This is a genomic window from Streptosporangium album (assembly GCF_014203795.1).
Taxonomy (GTDB): domain Bacteria; phylum Actinomycetota; class Actinomycetes; order Streptosporangiales; family Streptosporangiaceae; genus Streptosporangium; species Streptosporangium album.
This window is the reverse complement of record NZ_JACHJU010000001.1, coordinates 2,445,857-2,460,625: the sequence shown is the minus strand read 5'-3', so window position 1 is coordinate 2,460,625 and position 14,769 is coordinate 2,445,857. Positions and strand designations below refer to the sequence as shown.

Annotated in this window: 13 protein-coding genes; 3 read left to right on the top strand and 10 right to left on the bottom strand. The window is 68.4% G+C overall.

The window, feature by feature from the left end; all coding sequences use genetic code 11:
* Positions 1-92: 92 nt before the first annotated feature.
* Positions 93-881: a PhzF family protein gene (locus tag FHR32_RS11590; RefSeq protein WP_184754320.1), complete on the bottom strand. Its 789-nt coding sequence runs from the start codon at positions 879-881 to the stop codon at positions 93-95.
* A gap of 191 nt (positions 882-1,072) precedes the next feature.
* On the opposite strand from FHR32_RS11590, the gene FHR32_RS11585 reads away from it, so the two are divergent.
* Positions 1,073-1,465 carry a cell division protein SepF gene (locus FHR32_RS11585; protein ID WP_184754319.1) on the top strand — a complete coding sequence of 131 codons (393 nt, stop codon included), beginning with the start codon at positions 1,073-1,075 and terminating at the stop codon, positions 1,463-1,465.
* A gap of 61 nt (positions 1,466-1,526) precedes the next feature.
* Here the strand turns inward: FHR32_RS11585 and FHR32_RS11580 are convergent, their stop codons facing one another.
* From FHR32_RS11580 to FHR32_RS11560, 5 genes are all read right to left on the bottom strand, one after another.
* The gene (locus tag FHR32_RS11580) at positions 1,527-2,855 is read right to left on the bottom strand and encodes a hypothetical protein (RefSeq protein WP_246466105.1); all 1,329 of its coding nucleotides are present in this window, start codon (positions 2,853-2,855) and stop codon (positions 1,527-1,529) included.
* Between the two features lie 143 nt (positions 2,856-2,998).
* Complete coding sequence (gene argS, locus FHR32_RS11575) at positions 2,999-4,753, bottom strand: arginine--tRNA ligase (protein WP_184754317.1); 1,755 nt, start codon at positions 4,751-4,753, stop codon at positions 2,999-3,001.
* Positions 4,750-7,107: an HAD-IC family P-type ATPase gene (locus FHR32_RS11570; RefSeq protein WP_312882266.1), complete on the bottom strand. Its 2,358-nt coding sequence runs from the start codon at positions 7,105-7,107 to the stop codon at positions 4,750-4,752. The genes argS and FHR32_RS11570 overlap by 4 nt, the downstream gene beginning before the upstream one ends.
* A 60-nt stretch (positions 7,108-7,167) precedes the next feature.
* A complete protein-coding gene (gene plsX, locus FHR32_RS11565; protein ID WP_184756484.1) occupies positions 7,168-8,187 on the bottom strand; it encodes a phosphate acyltransferase PlsX in 1,020 nt (339 codons plus the stop codon).
* Positions 8,188-8,286: 99 nt separating this feature from the next.
* On the bottom strand, positions 8,287-8,883 hold the full coding sequence (locus FHR32_RS11560; RefSeq protein WP_184754316.1) for a DUF1707 SHOCT-like domain-containing protein: 597 nt from the start codon (positions 8,881-8,883) through the stop codon (positions 8,287-8,289).
* Between the two features lie 174 nt (positions 8,884-9,057).
* Between FHR32_RS11560 and FHR32_RS11555 the strand changes: the two genes are divergently transcribed.
* The gene (locus FHR32_RS11555; protein WP_184754315.1) at positions 9,058-10,416 is read left to right on the top strand and encodes a KamA family radical SAM protein; all 1,359 of its coding nucleotides are present in this window, start codon (positions 9,058-9,060) and stop codon (positions 10,414-10,416) included.
* Between the two features lie 441 nt (positions 10,417-10,857).
* Positions 10,858-11,913 carry a hypothetical protein gene (locus FHR32_RS11550; RefSeq protein ID WP_184754314.1) on the top strand — a complete coding sequence of 352 codons (1,056 nt, stop codon included), beginning with the start codon at positions 10,858-10,860 and terminating at the stop codon, positions 11,911-11,913.
* A gap of 150 nt (positions 11,914-12,063) precedes the next feature.
* On the opposite strand, the gene FHR32_RS11545 is transcribed toward FHR32_RS11550, so the two are convergent.
* From FHR32_RS11545 to FHR32_RS11530, 4 genes are all read right to left on the bottom strand, one after another.
* Positions 12,064-12,243 carry a hypothetical protein gene (locus FHR32_RS11545; protein WP_184754313.1) on the bottom strand — a complete coding sequence of 60 codons (180 nt, stop codon included), beginning with the start codon at positions 12,241-12,243 and terminating at the stop codon, positions 12,064-12,066.
* A 107-nt stretch (positions 12,244-12,350) separates the two neighbouring features.
* Positions 12,351-12,872: a YbhB/YbcL family Raf kinase inhibitor-like protein gene (locus tag FHR32_RS11540; RefSeq protein ID WP_312882265.1), complete on the bottom strand. Its 522-nt coding sequence runs from the start codon at positions 12,870-12,872 to the stop codon at positions 12,351-12,353.
* A gap of 79 nt (positions 12,873-12,951) precedes the next feature.
* A complete protein-coding gene (locus FHR32_RS11535; protein ID WP_184754311.1) occupies positions 12,952-13,806 on the bottom strand; it encodes an ABC transporter ATP-binding protein in 855 nt (284 codons plus the stop codon).
* On the bottom strand, positions 13,799-14,740 hold the full coding sequence (locus FHR32_RS11530) for an ABC transporter permease (protein WP_184754310.1): 942 nt from the start codon (positions 14,738-14,740) through the stop codon (positions 13,799-13,801). The genes FHR32_RS11535 and FHR32_RS11530 overlap by 8 nt, the downstream gene beginning before the upstream one ends.
* Between the last annotated feature and the right edge of the window lie 29 nt (positions 14,741-14,769).

The window sequence follows — 14,769 nt, the reverse complement described above, 5'->3', positions numbered from 1 at the left end:
TCTTTTCCTCTGATCCTTTTCCCGGAGATCTTCTCCTCTGGGCTGCTTCCCTCCGGACCCTCAGCGATACTCAGGGCCTCACCTGCGGAGCCTCAGACGTGAAGTTCACCGGAGAGCACGGTCACCGCGTGTCCGGCCAGCTCGACACGGTCGTCTCGCACGGTCGTGTGCACCACGCCGCCTCGATGGGAGAGTTGGGCACCGACGAGGGTGTCCGAGCCGAGCTTGCCCGTCCAGTAAGGCGCCAGGGCGCAGTGGGCGGATCCGGTCACCGGGTCCTCTGGAACGCCCACCTTGGGGGCGAAGAACCGCGAGACATAGTCGACACCCGGGCGTGACGCCCGGGCTGTCACGATCACCCCTCGCGCGTCCACCTTCTCCAGGGAGAGGAAGTCAGGGGAGAGGCCGAGCACGGCCTCCTCGGACTCGACCTCCACGAGGTAGTCCCATACGTTCTTGCCGACCCAGAGCGGTCTGACCCCGAGGGCCTCTGTCAGGCCGTCCGGTGGGCCCACCTCTTCGAGGGGCTTGGCCGGGAAGTTCATGGTGATCAGACCCGCTCCGTCCCTGGTCGCGGAGAGGATCCCGCTCTTGGTTGAGAATTCAAGGGTTTCCGGAGCCGATCCTGTGGAATAGAGCACGTGCGCCGCGGCCAAGGTCGCGTGCCCGCACAGGGCCACCTCGACCGCCGGCGTGAACCAACGGAGCGAATACGGTCCGCCGTCTTCCCCCTCCAGTAGGAAGGCCGTCTCGGAGTGCTTCATCTCCGCTGCGACCGACTGCATCCAAGCCTCCGTAGCCGGATTGTCGAGTATGCAGACCCCTGCAGGGTTACCCTTGGAAAACTGATCGGTAAATGAATCGACTGTATAGATACGCATGGCGTAATTTTACACATTGCGAATAACCAGCTGAAAGTGGGTATGGGAGGACGCCAGGCAAACCGGTGCGCTAGCCGTACAAAGTGGGAATAAGCGTTGGGCGTGTCGCGCGGCGAACCTCAATTCGTCGGTTACCGTCCAAGGTGGAGGACAAGCCGGCTGCGGCGTGGTCCTGAGGAAAGGACGAGCCGATGGGGGCAGTGCGCAAGGTGGCGACCTACCTTGGCCTGGGCGGAGCAGAGGATTACGACGAGTCCTATGAGTACGAGGACGGAGTCGAAGGCGAGGACGAGGACTGGCAGCCGGCTTCGGAGCGTGCGGCCAAGCGCTGGCGTTCGATGAGCGAGCCGTCGCGGATCGTGATGCTGACGCCGAGGAAGTACAACGACGCTCCGATCATCGGGCGGCATTTCCGCGATGGCCAGACCGTCATCATGGACGTCAACGTCATGAGCACCGCTGAGGCCACGCGGATGGTCGACTTCGCCGCGGGCCTGGCCTACGGCTGTGAGGGCCGCATCGAGCGCATCGCGGAGAAGGTCTTCCTGCTGGCCCCCGCCGACGTGGAGATCACGAACGGTTGATCCGGCAGCGCTTGGAACGCTCTTTTCGTCCCCCAGGGCCCCACAGGCCCACCGGCCCCGGCTATCTGGCGCGGGGGCCTCTGCGTAGCAGCCGGATCAGTTCGGCCAGATCGGAAGCCGCGGTCTGGGCGCGCTTCTCGCTTTCGCGGGCGTATTCGTGCAGCGCCCACACGGCGCCATCGGCCAGTTCACGGAGCTCGGCCAACTGCGCGGTGACGTATTCGACATCTGCCCGTTCGTCCCTGCGCCGCTGCCAGAGCCGGTGGCCTCCCGCTGCCGCCAGGGCCAGTGCGAGCGCCGCGAGCGGCAACGTCATCGGGGTGACGAGCGCGGCCACCAGGGTCACCGCACCGAGGACGAACAGCGCGTAGGCGAGCCAGGGACGGCCGCGGACGGGCACGCCCTCGGTGGTGATGTGCTTCTGGGCGGCGGCCAGGGACTCGGGCTCCGGGCCTTCGGGACGGAGCACCACCCGGTGCCCGAGCAGCGGCATGGTGACGGACTCCGGCGGGTCGACCTCCGTGGCCCGTGCGAGGTTCTCCGCGGCGGCCCGCACGGTCGGCGCCGCCATGTGCAGGGCGATGGCGGCGAGGTGCGGATCGGAGCCCGGCTGCAGGTCGGTGAGCAGGTGGCCGGTAAGCGCGTTCATGGGGCCTTCGGGGCCGCCGGAACCGATCAGGCGGCGGAGCACCGTCAGCGGCTCACCTTCGATCCACACGGTGGCCGGCCTGCCCGCACGGTTGACCGGCTTTCCGCCCGTCCCCTCCCGCACCGAGGTGATCTCGACGCAGCGGCCGAGCAGACGGGACAGTTGATCGGCCGCCTGGACGGGCTCGGCCAGTTCGGGAAGCTCGGCGAGCTCGGGGAAGTCGACCAGGGAGGGCGGGATCACTATCGCCGGCTCGTGCGGGATCAGCGCGCTCAGCCACCGCTCGGGTGCGGCCTCCGCCTGCATGGGCACCGAGTCGAGCTTGCGGAGCACGAAGATCTTCCCTGCGGGGCCGTACGCTCCTCTGGCGGCGGCGAGCCAGAGCGCTCGTTGCCCGTGGGTCACCGGACGGTCCGCGGACAGCTCACCGAAGGCGATGCCCAGCCATGAGGCATGGATCGCCTCACCCTGGCCCGAGACCGCCAGAGCCAGGCAGAGGAAGAGGGCGGTCCGCTGCTCGTCGAGTTGGGCGGCACGGCCGAGGGGGCCGAGCGCGTCTTCGCCGCGCATGATCAGTTCGAGGGCTTCGACTGCCGGAGCCAGCCAGTAGTCGGTCACGTCCGAGAGATCCGGAGGCGTCATGGAAGGGGCCGTGTCGGCGGCCAGGCTGGCCAGGAGTGCCTCGGCGTAGCGGTGCAACTCCGTCCCGATGTGCTGGCTCGCGGTCAGGTCGGTGCTCAAGGCAGAGAACTCTCCGAAGTTGTGACCGATGACCGCGCCAGCGTAATGCGCTTCGGTCATGCCCGCCGGGAGGCGCGCCGAACCTAACTTTGCCGGATGATCACCCTGATTTGGTGAATCGGGACGATCATCCGGCAGATAGCTCACATGCGCTCGGGAACCGGGACGCCGAGCAGGTCCAGGCCGGTCTCCAGCACGCGCAGGGTGAGCGCGCACAGGGCGAGCCGGGAGGCGCGCGTGGCCGGGTCGACGTCGTCCTTCAGAACAGGACAGTTCTCGTAGAACGTGGTGAAGGCGCTCGCGGTCTCGAAGAGGTAGTTGGCGAGCTTGTGCGGCATCGACCACTCCGCCATCTCCTGCACGGCCCGGGCGAACCCGAGGAGCTGCAGGGCAAGCGCGCGCTCGGCCGGGTGACCGAGCACGATCGGGCCGGTCGCCTCGGCGGGGTCGATCCCACCCTTACGGAAGACCGAGCGGATCCGGGCCGTGGCGTACTGAAGGTAGGGGCCGGTGTTGCCGGTCAGGGCGAGCATGCGGTCGAAGTCGAAGACGTATTCGCTGTCGTGGCTGACGGACAGGTCGGCGTACTTGACCGCGCCCATGCCGACGGCGTGGGCGATCTCCGTGCGCGTGGCTTCGTCGTAGGCGCGTTCCGCGAGCACGGCGGCGGCCCGGGACTCGGCCTCGTCGAGGAGATCCAGCAGCTTGATCGACTTGCCGCTCCGGGTCTTGAACATCTTGCCGTCGCTGCCCAGCACGCTGCCGATCTGGACATGCTCGGCGCTGACGTGGTCGGGCAGCCAGCCGGCCATCCTGGCGGAGTCGAACAGCATCGACATGTGCAGGGCCTGGGTCGCCCCGATGACATAGAGGATCCGGTCGGCTTTCAGGTCCTGGACCCGGTAGCGGATGGTTGCCATGTCGGTGGTGGCGTAGCCGTACCCGCCGTCGCTCTTGCGGATCATGAAGGGGAGCGGCTGGCCCTCGCGGCCGGTGTAGCCGGGTGGGAAGACACAGAGCGCCCCGTCGCTGATGACGGCGATTCCGCGTTCCTGCAGCTCGTCGCAGACCTGGGCGAGCATGTGGTTGTACATGCTCTCGCCGGCGATGTCGTCGTCGGTCAGCCTCATGTTGAGCTGGGTGTAGACCTTGTTGAAGTAGCGGACCGTGGCGTCCATGAAGATGTGCCACAGACGCATGGTCTCCGGCTCTTCTGCCTGGAGCGTCACCACCCGTGCGCGGGCGCGCGCGTTGAACTCCGGGTCGCCGTCGAACTTCGCCCGGGCGGCCTGGTAGTAGGCGTTGCCCTCGCCGGCTTCGAGCTGGGCCACGGCGGCCTTCTCACCGATGTCCAGCAGGTGCTCGATGAGCATGCCGAACGGGGTGCCCCAGTCGCCCAGGTGGTTCTGCCGGATGACCTTGTTGCCGAGGTGCTCGTGGACCCGGACCAGGGCGTCGCCGACGATGGTCGTGCGCAGATGGCCGACGTGCATCTCCTTGGCCGCGTTGGGCGCGGAGTAGTCGATCACGATGGTCTGCGGCGAGCCGGCCGGCGCGACGCCGCTGCGCGGGTCGGCCAGGATCTCGGCCGCCTGGGTGGCGATCCACTCGTCGGAGAGCGTCAGGTTCAGAAAGCCCGGGCCGCTGACCTCGACCGTGCCGGGGAACAGCTCGCCCTGTGCGCCCGCCGTCTCGCCGGTGAGGTGGGCGGCGATCTCCTGGGCGACCTCCCGCGGGGCCCGTCGCAGTCGCTTGCTCAGGCTCATCGCCACGTTCGCCTGGTAGTCGGCGAACTGCGAGGGACGGATCAGCGGGTCTGCGTCGGAGTACTCCGCACCGAAGGCGGCGGCCAGCGCCTGCTGGACGCGCTCGGTCAGTGCGAGCTGCGGGTCGGTCATGACCCAAGGGTATCGGTTGACCGCTCCTGACCCGGCGATTTGTCGCGCGATCGCACGATCGTGAAGACAACCGTCAGCGCGACCGCGGCGACGGCGCCGAGCCCTACCGCCACGAGGTCGTCGCTCAGGTCGCCGAGGGCGAGCGCGAAGAAGTCCCGGCTGAACGGGATGGCGAGGGCCAGCGCGAACAGCGCGGCCATGGCGGCCACCAGCGCGACGCGCCACCAGACGTACGGCCGGGCGATCAGGACCAGCAGCCACCACGTGGCGATGAAGAGCGTGATCACCGCTGAGGTGCGGTTCTCCTCCAGGGTGGAGGGACCGGTCTGTGCCGCCCAGTACGACAGGTAGACGGCGGCCGCGCAGACGACTCCGGCGGGGACGGCCAGCCGGAGCACGCGCGGCACGAATCCGGGCTTGGCCCGCTCGTCGCTCGGTGCGAGCGCCAGGAAGAACGCGGGGATGCCGATCGTCAGCGCGTTGATCAGGGTGGAGTGCCGGGGGGCGAAGGGGAACACGAGTCCGATGACCCCGGTGAGCAGGGACAGGACGATCGCGTAGAAGGTCTTGGTGAGGAAGAGCCGGGAGACGCGCTCGATGTTGGCCAGCACCCGGCGGCCCTCCGCCACCACGGCGGGCAGGCCGGCGAAGTCATTGTCCATCAGGACGATCTGGGCGACCGCCCGGGCGGCGCCGCTGCCCGATCCCATCGCCACGCCGAGGTCGGCGTCCTTGAGCGCGAGCACGTCGTTGACGCCGTCCCCGGTCATCGCGACCGTGTGGCCCCGCGCCTGGAGGGCGCCGACGAACGATCGCTTCTGGTGCGGGGTGACCCGGCCGAAGACGGTGGCGGTCTCCAGGATCTCCGCCAGTTTCCCGGGGTCGTTCTCCGGCAGGGTGCGGGCGTCCACCGCGTTCTCCGCGCCGGGGACTCCGAGGGAGTGGGCGATGGCCGAGACCGACCCGGGGTTGTCGCCGGAGATGATCTTTATGGTGACGCCCTGCCGGGTGAAGTAGCGGAGGGTCTCGGCGGCTTCGGGGCGGAGCTGTTGCCTGAGCACGACGATCCCGGCGGCCTCGACGGAGCCGAGGTCGCCGGGGTCCCGCAGGGACGTGACCCGGCCCAGTGCGAGCACGCGCAGGCCGGCGGCGGCCCGTTCCTCGGCTTCGACGTACTCCGGGGTGCCCGGGGTGAGCAGGACGTCCGCGGCGCCGAGAATCCAGGCGCCCTGTCCGGTGAAATCGGCACCGCTCCATTTGCGGGCCGAGGAGAAGGGCACCTTGGTACCGGGGGTCCAGCCGGGGGCCTTCGGATATGCGGTCCGGATGGCCCGGACAGTGGGGTCGGGATCGGGGTTCAGGTGGGCCAGCGCGCCGAGGGCGTCGTGGACGGGGAGGTCGTCGCGGAGCGGGCGTACCTCGTCGAGGCTCATGCCGCCCGCGGTGAGCGTGCCGGTCTTATCCAGGCAGAGGACGTCCACCCGGGCCAGCACTTCGATGGCGGGTAGCTCCTGGACCAGGCAGTGGCGCCGGCCCAGCCGGATGACGCCGACGGCGAAGGCGATGCTGGTCATCAGGACGAGGCCCTCGGGGATCATGGTGACGATCCCCGCCACCGCGCCGGTGACGGCCTGGCCGAAATCGCCGGCCCTGTTGATCTGGCTCCAGACGAGCAGCGCGCCGATCGGGATGATCATCCAGGTGATGTAGGCGATGAACCGTGTGATGCCGTCGCGCAGCTCGGAGTGGGACAGGTTGAACGCGCTGGCCTCCTCCGCGAGCCTGGCCGCGTAGGCGTCGCCGCCCACCCTGGTCACGACATAGGAGCCGTTCCCGGCCACGGCGAAGCTGCCGGAGAGCATCTGGTCGCCGGGTTGTTTGACGACCGGGGCCGCCTCACCGGTGAGCAGGGACTCGTCCACCTCCAGTCCGTCGGCGTCCGCCACCTGGCCGTCGACCTGGAGCTGGTCGCCCGGGGAGAGCAGGATGAGGTCGCCGAGCACGATCCGCCCGGGCGGGATGCCGGTGTCCACCCCGTCCCGCCGTACCCTGGCGGGGGCCTCGTTGACGACGGCGAGGTTGTCCAGGGTGTGCTTGGCCCGGAGTTCCTGGACGATGCCGATCGCCGAGTTGGCCACCACCACCAGGCCGAAGAGCCCGTCCTGCCACTGCCCGAAGATCATGATCATCACCCAGAGGGCGACGATCACGCCGTTGAACAGGGTGAGAACGTTGGCCCGGATGATCGCCGTGAGCGACCTGCTCGATCGGCGCCGCACCACGTTGACCTGACCGCGAGCCATCCGCTCGGCGACCTCCGCAGTGGTCAGCCCCCGTTCTGCCGGCTGCTCCACGCGTCCCCCCGAGATCCGTGTGGATCTCTCACCTTACGCGGGGGGTCGCCGGGGACCGGGCTACCAGAGGCGGTGTGGCCGGTGGGCCGCGCCGAGCCGCTCGCCGATGCGGGTGACCACGCCCTGCCGGGCCAGTCTGGCGGCGAGCACGCAGGCGGCGCTCACCCCTTTGGCCTGGGAGGAGCCGTGGGCGATGACCACCGTGCCGTTCAGCCCGAGCAGTACGGCTCCGCCGTGGACCTCGGGGTCCAGCCGCTGGACGAGTTCCCTGAGGCGTTTCCTCTGCAGCAGCCCGCCCAGCCGGGCCGCGCGGCTCTCGTTGATGGTCTCGCGGAGTTCGGTGAAGGCGTAGCGGACGCTGCCCTCCATGGTCTTGAGGGCCACATTGCCGGTGAAGCCGTCGGTGACGATGACGTCCACGGCACCGGTGAGCAGGTCGTGCCCTTCGATGTTGCCGGCGAATCTCAGGCCGGGGGCGGCCGACAGGAGTTCGTGGGCCCGCTTGACGAGTTTGTTGCCCTTCTCGGGCTCGCTGCCGATGGTCAGCAGGCCGATCCCGGGGTCCGTGATCTCCAGGACGGTCTCCGCGTAGGCCGCGCCGAGGTGTGCGAACTGCACCAGCATCTCCGGCTTCACCTCGGCGTTCGCCCCCGCGTCCAGCAGGACGGTGGGAGTGGGGCGGGTTGGCAGGGCGACAGTGAGAGCGGGCCTGAGCACTCCGTTCTGGCTGCGGAGCCGGAGCTTGCCGGTGGCGACGATCCCGGCGGTGGATCCGGCGGAGACCACGGCGCAGGCGTCGCCCCGCCGTACGAGATGACAGGCGACGGCGATGCTGGAGCGCGGGCGGCGGAGGCTGGCGAGGGCGCCCTCGTCCATGGCCAGGGCCTCCTCGGCCCGGATGATCGGGATCTCGGCGAGCGCGTCGTGCAGGGAGAGCGCCTCCATGAGGGGGCGGGGCTCACCGACGAGGACGATGGGGATCCCGTGTTCCCGCACCGCCTGTACGGCTCCCGCCACGATCTCCTCGGGGGCGTAATCTCCGCCCATCGCGTCCAGGGCGATCGGCAGAGAGGCCGGCATGGGGCCGGGAACATCGGTGTCAGGCAAGCGGTCACCTCGTGCGGGATGGTCTGTCCGCATCGTAGGTGGGGGTGGCGGCAGGCGGCCCACCCGGGTCGATCAGGGCTTGCCGGGGAGATTCCAGTCGCTTCTCTCCCTCGCGACGATGACCTTTCCGAAGGTGACCCGGCCGACGACCCGGATGACGGGGCCGCCTTCGTCGCCCAGGCCTCCGGAGATGTGCCTCTTGGCGAACAGCGCGCTGACCTCGTCGATCACATGGGCGTTCTCGGGCACCCTGACGATCAGCTTGCCGCAGTAGGAGTTGACTTCAAGGGTGATCTCCCGGCCAGGGAGAACCGCGTCGGACAGGTCGACGATCAGCGCGCCGAACGTGGCGTTCAGCGCGGTGTGGCGTCCGGCGATCCAGCGCCCGCCCCGGATCACCTTGCTGAAGACGGCGCTGACCTCCTGCCGGACGGTGGCGGGTCCGCTCCCCGTGGCGGTGACGTCGGGCAGGTCGGCGGTGATCGGAGCGAGCTGGTCCACGGTCGCGGAGTCGTAGGTCGCCTGCAGCCGGTCGGCGTGTTCGAGGCTGGTCAGACGGCCGGTGGCGAGGGCTTCGGCCAGCACCGACGCCACCCGGTCGCGGTCGGCGTCGGACGCGCGCAGTGCCGGTGCGGGAGAGGGCCGCAGAGGGGAGTCACCAGGGGTCATGGCTTGGATTGTACGGCTAAACGAGATATATCGCGATATCAACTTTGTCTGGGAACTTGCTGCGAAGTGGAACCAGTCATGGGTGTGGTTACGTCCGGGTATATAAGCGCCATAGACGCGCGACAGGCTGGAGAGGTTTACACGAAGACCGACAAAAAACGGAGGAAAGGCTTAGTGATCTTGAAGGAAGGCTCTACGCGCGGGTTTCGGGCCTACAACGCCAAGCATCTCGACGACCTGCTGCGGCGGGGCGGCCTCGGAGACGAGGAGCGGCTCCGGATCAGAGCGGTGGCGACCGTGCTGCCCTTCCGCACCAACGCGTACGTGGTGGACCAGCTCATCGACTGGTCGGTCATACCCGATGACCCCATATATCGCCTGGTCTTCCCTCAGGCGGACATGCTGCCCGAGGCGGACGTCACCAGACTCGCAGGTCTCCTGAGCGCCGGTGCTCCGAACGCGCAGATTCAGGCGGCGGCGCACGAGATCAGGATGCGGCTCAACCCGCACCCCGCCGGTCAGCTCGACCTCAACGTCCCCCGGGTCGGCGCGGAGCCGATGCCCGGTATGCAGCACAAATATTCCGAGACCGTGCTCTTCTTCCCCAAGCAGGGGCAGACCTGTCATGCCTACTGCACCTACTGCTTCCGATGGGCCCAGTTCATCGGGGAGCCCGACCTGAAGTTCGCCTCCGACGACGTCGACAACCTCGTCGGTTATCTGGAGAACCACCCCCAGGTGACCAGCGTGCTGTTCACCGGCGGCGACCCAATGATCATGAGTGAGCCCGTGCTCCGCCGCTACCTGGAGCCGCTGCTCGAACTGGAGCAGCTCGAATCCATCCGCATCGGCACCAAGTCGCTGGCCTACTGGCCGCAGCGGTTCGTCTCCGACCCCGACGCCGATGACACGCTGCGCCTGTTCGCCTCCGTGGTGGAAGCGGGTAAGAACCTGGCCTTCATGGCGCACTTCTCCCACCCGCGGGAGATGGAGTCCCCCGTCGCCGAGGCCGCCGTGGCCGGAATCCTCGCCACCGGCGCGGTGATCCGGACCCAGGCCCCACTGATCAGATCCATCAACGACGACCCCGCGACCTGGTCGGCCATGTGGCGCAGGCAGCTCACCATGGGCATGGTGCCCTACTACATGTTCGTCGAGCGGGACACCGGGCCCCAGGACTACTTCGCGGTCCCCCTCGCCCGGGCCTACGAGATCTTCAGGAGCGCCTACGCGAGCGTTTCGGGGCTGTGCCGCACGGTGCGGGGTCCTTCCATGTCGGCCACCCCCGGCAAGGTGTGCGTGGACGGCGTCGCGGAGATCGCCGGGCAGAAGGTCTTCGTGCTCCACCTCATCCAGGCGCGCGACCCCGAACTGGTCGGCAGGCCCTTCTTCGCCCACTACGACCCCCAGGCCGTGTGGCTCACCGATCTGCGGCCGGCGTTCGCCGACCGCTTCCCCTTCGATCCCCAGGAGATCCCCGAACCGCTCGTCCCCTTCGAAGCGGCGACAGTCCCCCAGCGGCTGTCCGCCTGATCCGTTCGGTCAAGTGGGCATCTCGCAACCGGAAAATATGGCGGCGCCATCCGTGGACTCTCTTTCCCGCTTCTTTCCCGGTTCCCTGCCTCCAAAATCACCGAGATGTGCTCGCCGCCACTGCGGCTTTGTGGCATAAGGCTCGCTGGATCGTCATTCTTCGCAAGACTATTTCCTGATTTATCTGCTGCGCCGGGCGGTCTCAGAACCCGCCCGGCGCGGCTCTGCTGGGGCTCCAGACTCGGCCCGCACCGCTAATTCGATCACCGTTGGTCAACCTGGGCACCGCTCGGAACGGTGATACAAATGCCGATGCAGTTTCCGGCCGGTGCTTTCCGTGCAGCCATCTCAACCGCGCCTGCCGGTAAAAAAGGTCCCAGGTCTGCTTTTTTCTGATGTGCCAAGAAATCAAGCGGTCCGACTACAAGCTGGAGAGCAATCATGAAGCGAGTCATCAAGACGGCCGTGGCCGTAGCGGCGTTCGGTCTCGCGGCGGCGGTCTCCGCCCCCGCTCAGGCGGAGACGTACGACATGTTCGACTCCCAGGGTGGGACCGGCGACATGGCCGGCCCGATCGGACAGCTCAGCGGCGGGATCCTCGACATCTATGACGTGACGCTCCTGCAGAGCGGCCAGGGCATGCAGTCCAACCCGATGCTCGGCCGTCAACTGCTGAGCAGCCTGCGCGCCGACGACCCCGCCCTCGACGCCCCGACGTCCGACACCTCGGTGGCTCCCGTGGTCGACGCCGCCGTGACTCCTGAGGCTGACGCCCCTGTGGCTCCCGCGGCCGACGCCCCCGCACAGGACGCTCTGCTTCCTGAGGCCCCTGCGGCACCCCAGGACCCCGCTGACGGTGTCAGCAGCCTGACCACCACGGTGACGCAGAGCGTCGACGCCATGGAGAACTCCACCGAGACGACCGAGGGTCTCACCGAGGCGCCTTCCACGGCCGACGTCGTCGTCACGGCAGACCAGGCCGTCCCGCAGGCCGACGCCGTGACCCCGGTCGAGGCCGTCCCGGCCGCCGAAATGGCGCCGGCTCCCGAGGCCGCCGCCCCGGCTGCCGACGCTGCCGCGCCGGCTCCCGAGGCCGCTGCCCCGGCTGCTGACGCTGCCGCGCCGGCTCCCGAGGCCGCTGCTGTTCCGGCTGCTGACGCTGCCGTCCCGGCCGCCGAAATGGCGCCGGCTCCCGAGGCCGCTGCCCCGGCTGCCGACGCTGCCGCGCCGGCTCCCGAGGCCGCTGCTGTTCCGGCTGCTGACGCTGCCGTCCCGGCCGCCGAAATGGCGCCGGCTCCCGAGGCCGCCGCCCCGGCTGCCGACGCTGCCGCGCCGGTTGTCGACGCCGCCGCTGTCCCGGCTGTCTCCTCCGACTCCGTCGAGGAGATCGCGCCGATGGTGGGCGACACCAGCGCGGAGAGCGTCAAGGCCGTGACCGAAGGTGTGGGCACCGCCGCTGACGCCGCCCTGAGCATCACCAAGATCGCCGCCGAGTAATCACGGCAAGGCGGAGAGTCGCCGTGACGGCGGACGGTCACGGCGACGCGGAGGCGCGGGGCCATGGTGAGATGGGAAATTCGCCGTGATGCCGGGACTTCGCGGCAGAAGAGACCGGCCGGTGCGCACCGGCCGGTCTCTTCTGTCTGCTCAGAGGCCAGGTCCTCGCACGGAGGTGCGGCGGGCGATCTGGGCCTGAAGCCTGGCCATCTGCCAGTGCAGCTCGATGAGCTGCTCGACCAGTTGAAGACGGGGAATCTCGGACGGGTCCTCGGTGGCCAGGTGGTCGATCGCCGTCGACAGCTCTCGCATCGCGCGCCCCCACTCCATGACGGCTTCCTCAAATCGAAACAACGTTCGAATCATAGCGGAACGCCAATCACGATGTCAGCGGATTGCCCCCGGAGGCACACCGGTCACAGGCCGGCCTGTACGTCTCAGGTTTCGTACACGGGGGCGATGTATCCGCGGGCCAGGGTGTGGGCGGTGATGTTGAAGCCCACCACGGCGGGTGGGGTGTCGGCGTTCACATCGAGCTTCTCCACGTCGAGGGCGTGGACGGCGAAGAGATAGCGGTGCGGCCAGCCGGGCGGCGGGGCGGCGCCGCCGTAGGCGTTGATGCTGTAGTCGTTGCGGCCGTGCACGCCGAAACGGGAGCCGGCGCCGCCCGCTCCGGCGGGCAGCTCGGTCACCTCGGCGGGGATGTCGAACAGCAGCCAGTGCCAGAACCCGCTGCCGGTGGGGGCGTCGGGGTCGTAGCACGTCACCGCGTAGCTGCGGGTGCCCTCCGGGGCCCCTGACCAGCGCAGGTGCGGGGAGATGTTCTGCCCGCTGGCTCCCCAGTCGTCGAACACCTGGGTCTCGGACAGGGTCTCGCCGTCACGGACGTCGTCGCTCTCGACGGTCAGCGCCGGGACCTGGGGCAGGAAGTCATAGGGAATCGGTGGCCGTGAGGACACGGTTCGTCTCCAATGGGAGTGGCTTGTCGGTCGCTCCCATCCTGCCCCGCCGCCGGCGGTTATAGCGGTAAGAGGCGTCTCAGACGTTGTTGTAGGCGGCGAGCACCGCCTTCGGGTCGCCATCCATCTTGATCTTTCCCTTGTGCAGCCAGATCACCCGGTTGCAGGTCTCCTCGATCACGTCGAGGTTGTGCGCGACCAGGAAGACCGTGCCGGCCTCGTCGCGCATCTTCTTGATCCGTTCCTGACTCTTGCGCTTGAAGTCGCGGTCGCCGGTCGCCAGGGCCTCGTCGATGAGGAGCACGTCGTGGGCCTTGGCGGAGGCGATGGCGAAGCGGAGGCGGGCACCCATGCCGGAGGAGTAGGTGGACATGGGGAACTGCACGAACTCGCCGATGCCGGAGAAGTCGACGATCTCCTCGTACTTCTCCTTCACCTGCTTGGGGTTCATGCCCATCGCGTAGCAGCCGAGCACGATGTTGCGCTCGCCGGTGAGCTCGCGCATCAGCGCGGCGTTGACGCCCAGCAGGGAGGGCTGGCCGTCGGTGTAGACGGCGCCCGAGTGCGGGGGCAGGAGCCCGGCGATGGCGCGCAGCAGGGTGGACTTGCCGGAGCCGTTGCGGCCGATGATGCCGATGGCGTCGCCGTGCTGGGCCACGAAGGAGACGCCCCGGACGGCGTGGACCTCCTTCATCTGCGGCCGGCCCTGGCGCTTGACCAGGCGCATGAGGGCGTTGGCCGCGTTACCCTTCTCAGCCTCGGTGGCCGCGCCGTACACGCGGTAGATGATGTGCAGGTCGTCCACGATGACCGTCGGAGTGCCCGTACGGCTGTTGCCGACGGGTTCCGGGTTGGGGTGCACCCTGACGTCCGTGCTCGGGACGCCGGGTTCCTCAGCCTTCACTTGGGGCAGCTCCTCGGTCAACTCAGCCACGGCCGTACTTCTCCTCGGCTCGCCAGAAGTACCAGAAGCCGCCGATCAGGGCGAACACGGCCCAGAATATGCAGACGGACCAAACCCACGCCGACGGCTGCACGTCATGCGACTGCATGAGCAGGTCACGCATCAGCTCGATGTAGGCGGCGGCGGGATTGGCATACATGAGGTCGGCGACCCACTGGGGCAGGTGAGCCTGTACGACGATCTTGTCCTGGATCGAGAAGAAGACGCCGGAGGCGTAGAGCCAGGTGCGCGTGATGAACGGCAGGAGCTGGTTCAGGTCGCGGGCGGTGGCGCCGACGCGGGCCAGCACCAGGCTGGCGCCGATGTTGAACATCGTCTGCAGCAGTAGGGCGACCGGGACCAGCAGCCAGAACCAGGTGATCGGTTCGCCGATGATCAGCACCAGCACGGCCAGCACGCCCATCGAGATCAGGAGCTGCTGGAACTCCTGGATCGTGTAGGCGAGCGGGAGTGCCGCGCGGGGGAAGTGCAGCGCGCGGATCATCGACAGGTTGCCGGAGATCGCCTTGGCGCCGCTGCTCACCGAGCGCTGGGTGTAGGTGAAGACGAACATCCCGGTGATGAGGAACGCGGGATAGTGCTCGATGCCCTTGCTCGCGCCGAGGATCAGGCCGAACATCAGGAAGTAGATGGCCGCGTTGAGCAGCGGGGTGAGGACCTGCCAGAGCTGGCCCATGGCTGAGTTGCTGTACTTCGAGACGTTACGCGAGGTCGCGTAGGTCATGACGAAGTGCCGTCGTTCCCACAACTGGCGCAGGTAGACGGGCAGACTGGGGCGTGCGATGGCACGCCGAAGTCCGTAACGCTCGGCGAGCTTGGCCAGCGGCTCTTGCCCCTTGTCTGGGGTGCCGTTACTCGGGCCGCCCGCCTGGGCGTCCGCGATCGCGGATTCCGGCTGGCTCATGGCAAGGACTCTATTGGATGCGAGTGGTT

Excerpts from the sequence above, each read along its gene's own strand:
- FHR32_RS11590 (WP_184754320.1), bottom strand. The coding sequence starts at position 881 with ATGCGTATCTATACAGTCGATTCATTTACCGATCAGTTTTCCAAGGGT.
- FHR32_RS11585 (WP_184754319.1), top strand. The coding sequence starts at position 1,073 with ATGGGGGCAGTGCGCAAGGTGGCGACCTACCTTGGCCTGGGCGGAGCA.
- argS (WP_184754317.1), bottom strand. The coding sequence starts at position 4,753 with ATGACCGACCCGCAGCTCGCACTGACCGAGCGCGTCCAGCAGGCGCTG.
- plsX (WP_184756484.1), bottom strand. The coding sequence starts at position 8,187 with ATGCCGGCCTCTCTGCCGATCGCCCTGGACGCGATGGGCGGAGATTAC.
- FHR32_RS11560 (WP_184754316.1), bottom strand. The coding sequence starts at position 8,883 with ATGACCCCTGGTGACTCCCCTCTGCGGCCCTCTCCCGCACCGGCACTG.
- FHR32_RS11550 (WP_184754314.1), top strand. The coding sequence starts at position 10,858 with ATGAAGCGAGTCATCAAGACGGCCGTGGCCGTAGCGGCGTTCGGTCTC.
- FHR32_RS11545 (WP_184754313.1), bottom strand. The coding sequence starts at position 12,243 with ATGGAGTGGGGGCGCGCGATGCGAGAGCTGTCGACGGCGATCGACCAC.
- FHR32_RS11530 (WP_184754310.1), bottom strand. The coding sequence starts at position 14,740 with ATGAGCCAGCCGGAATCCGCGATCGCGGACGCCCAGGCGGGCGGCCCG.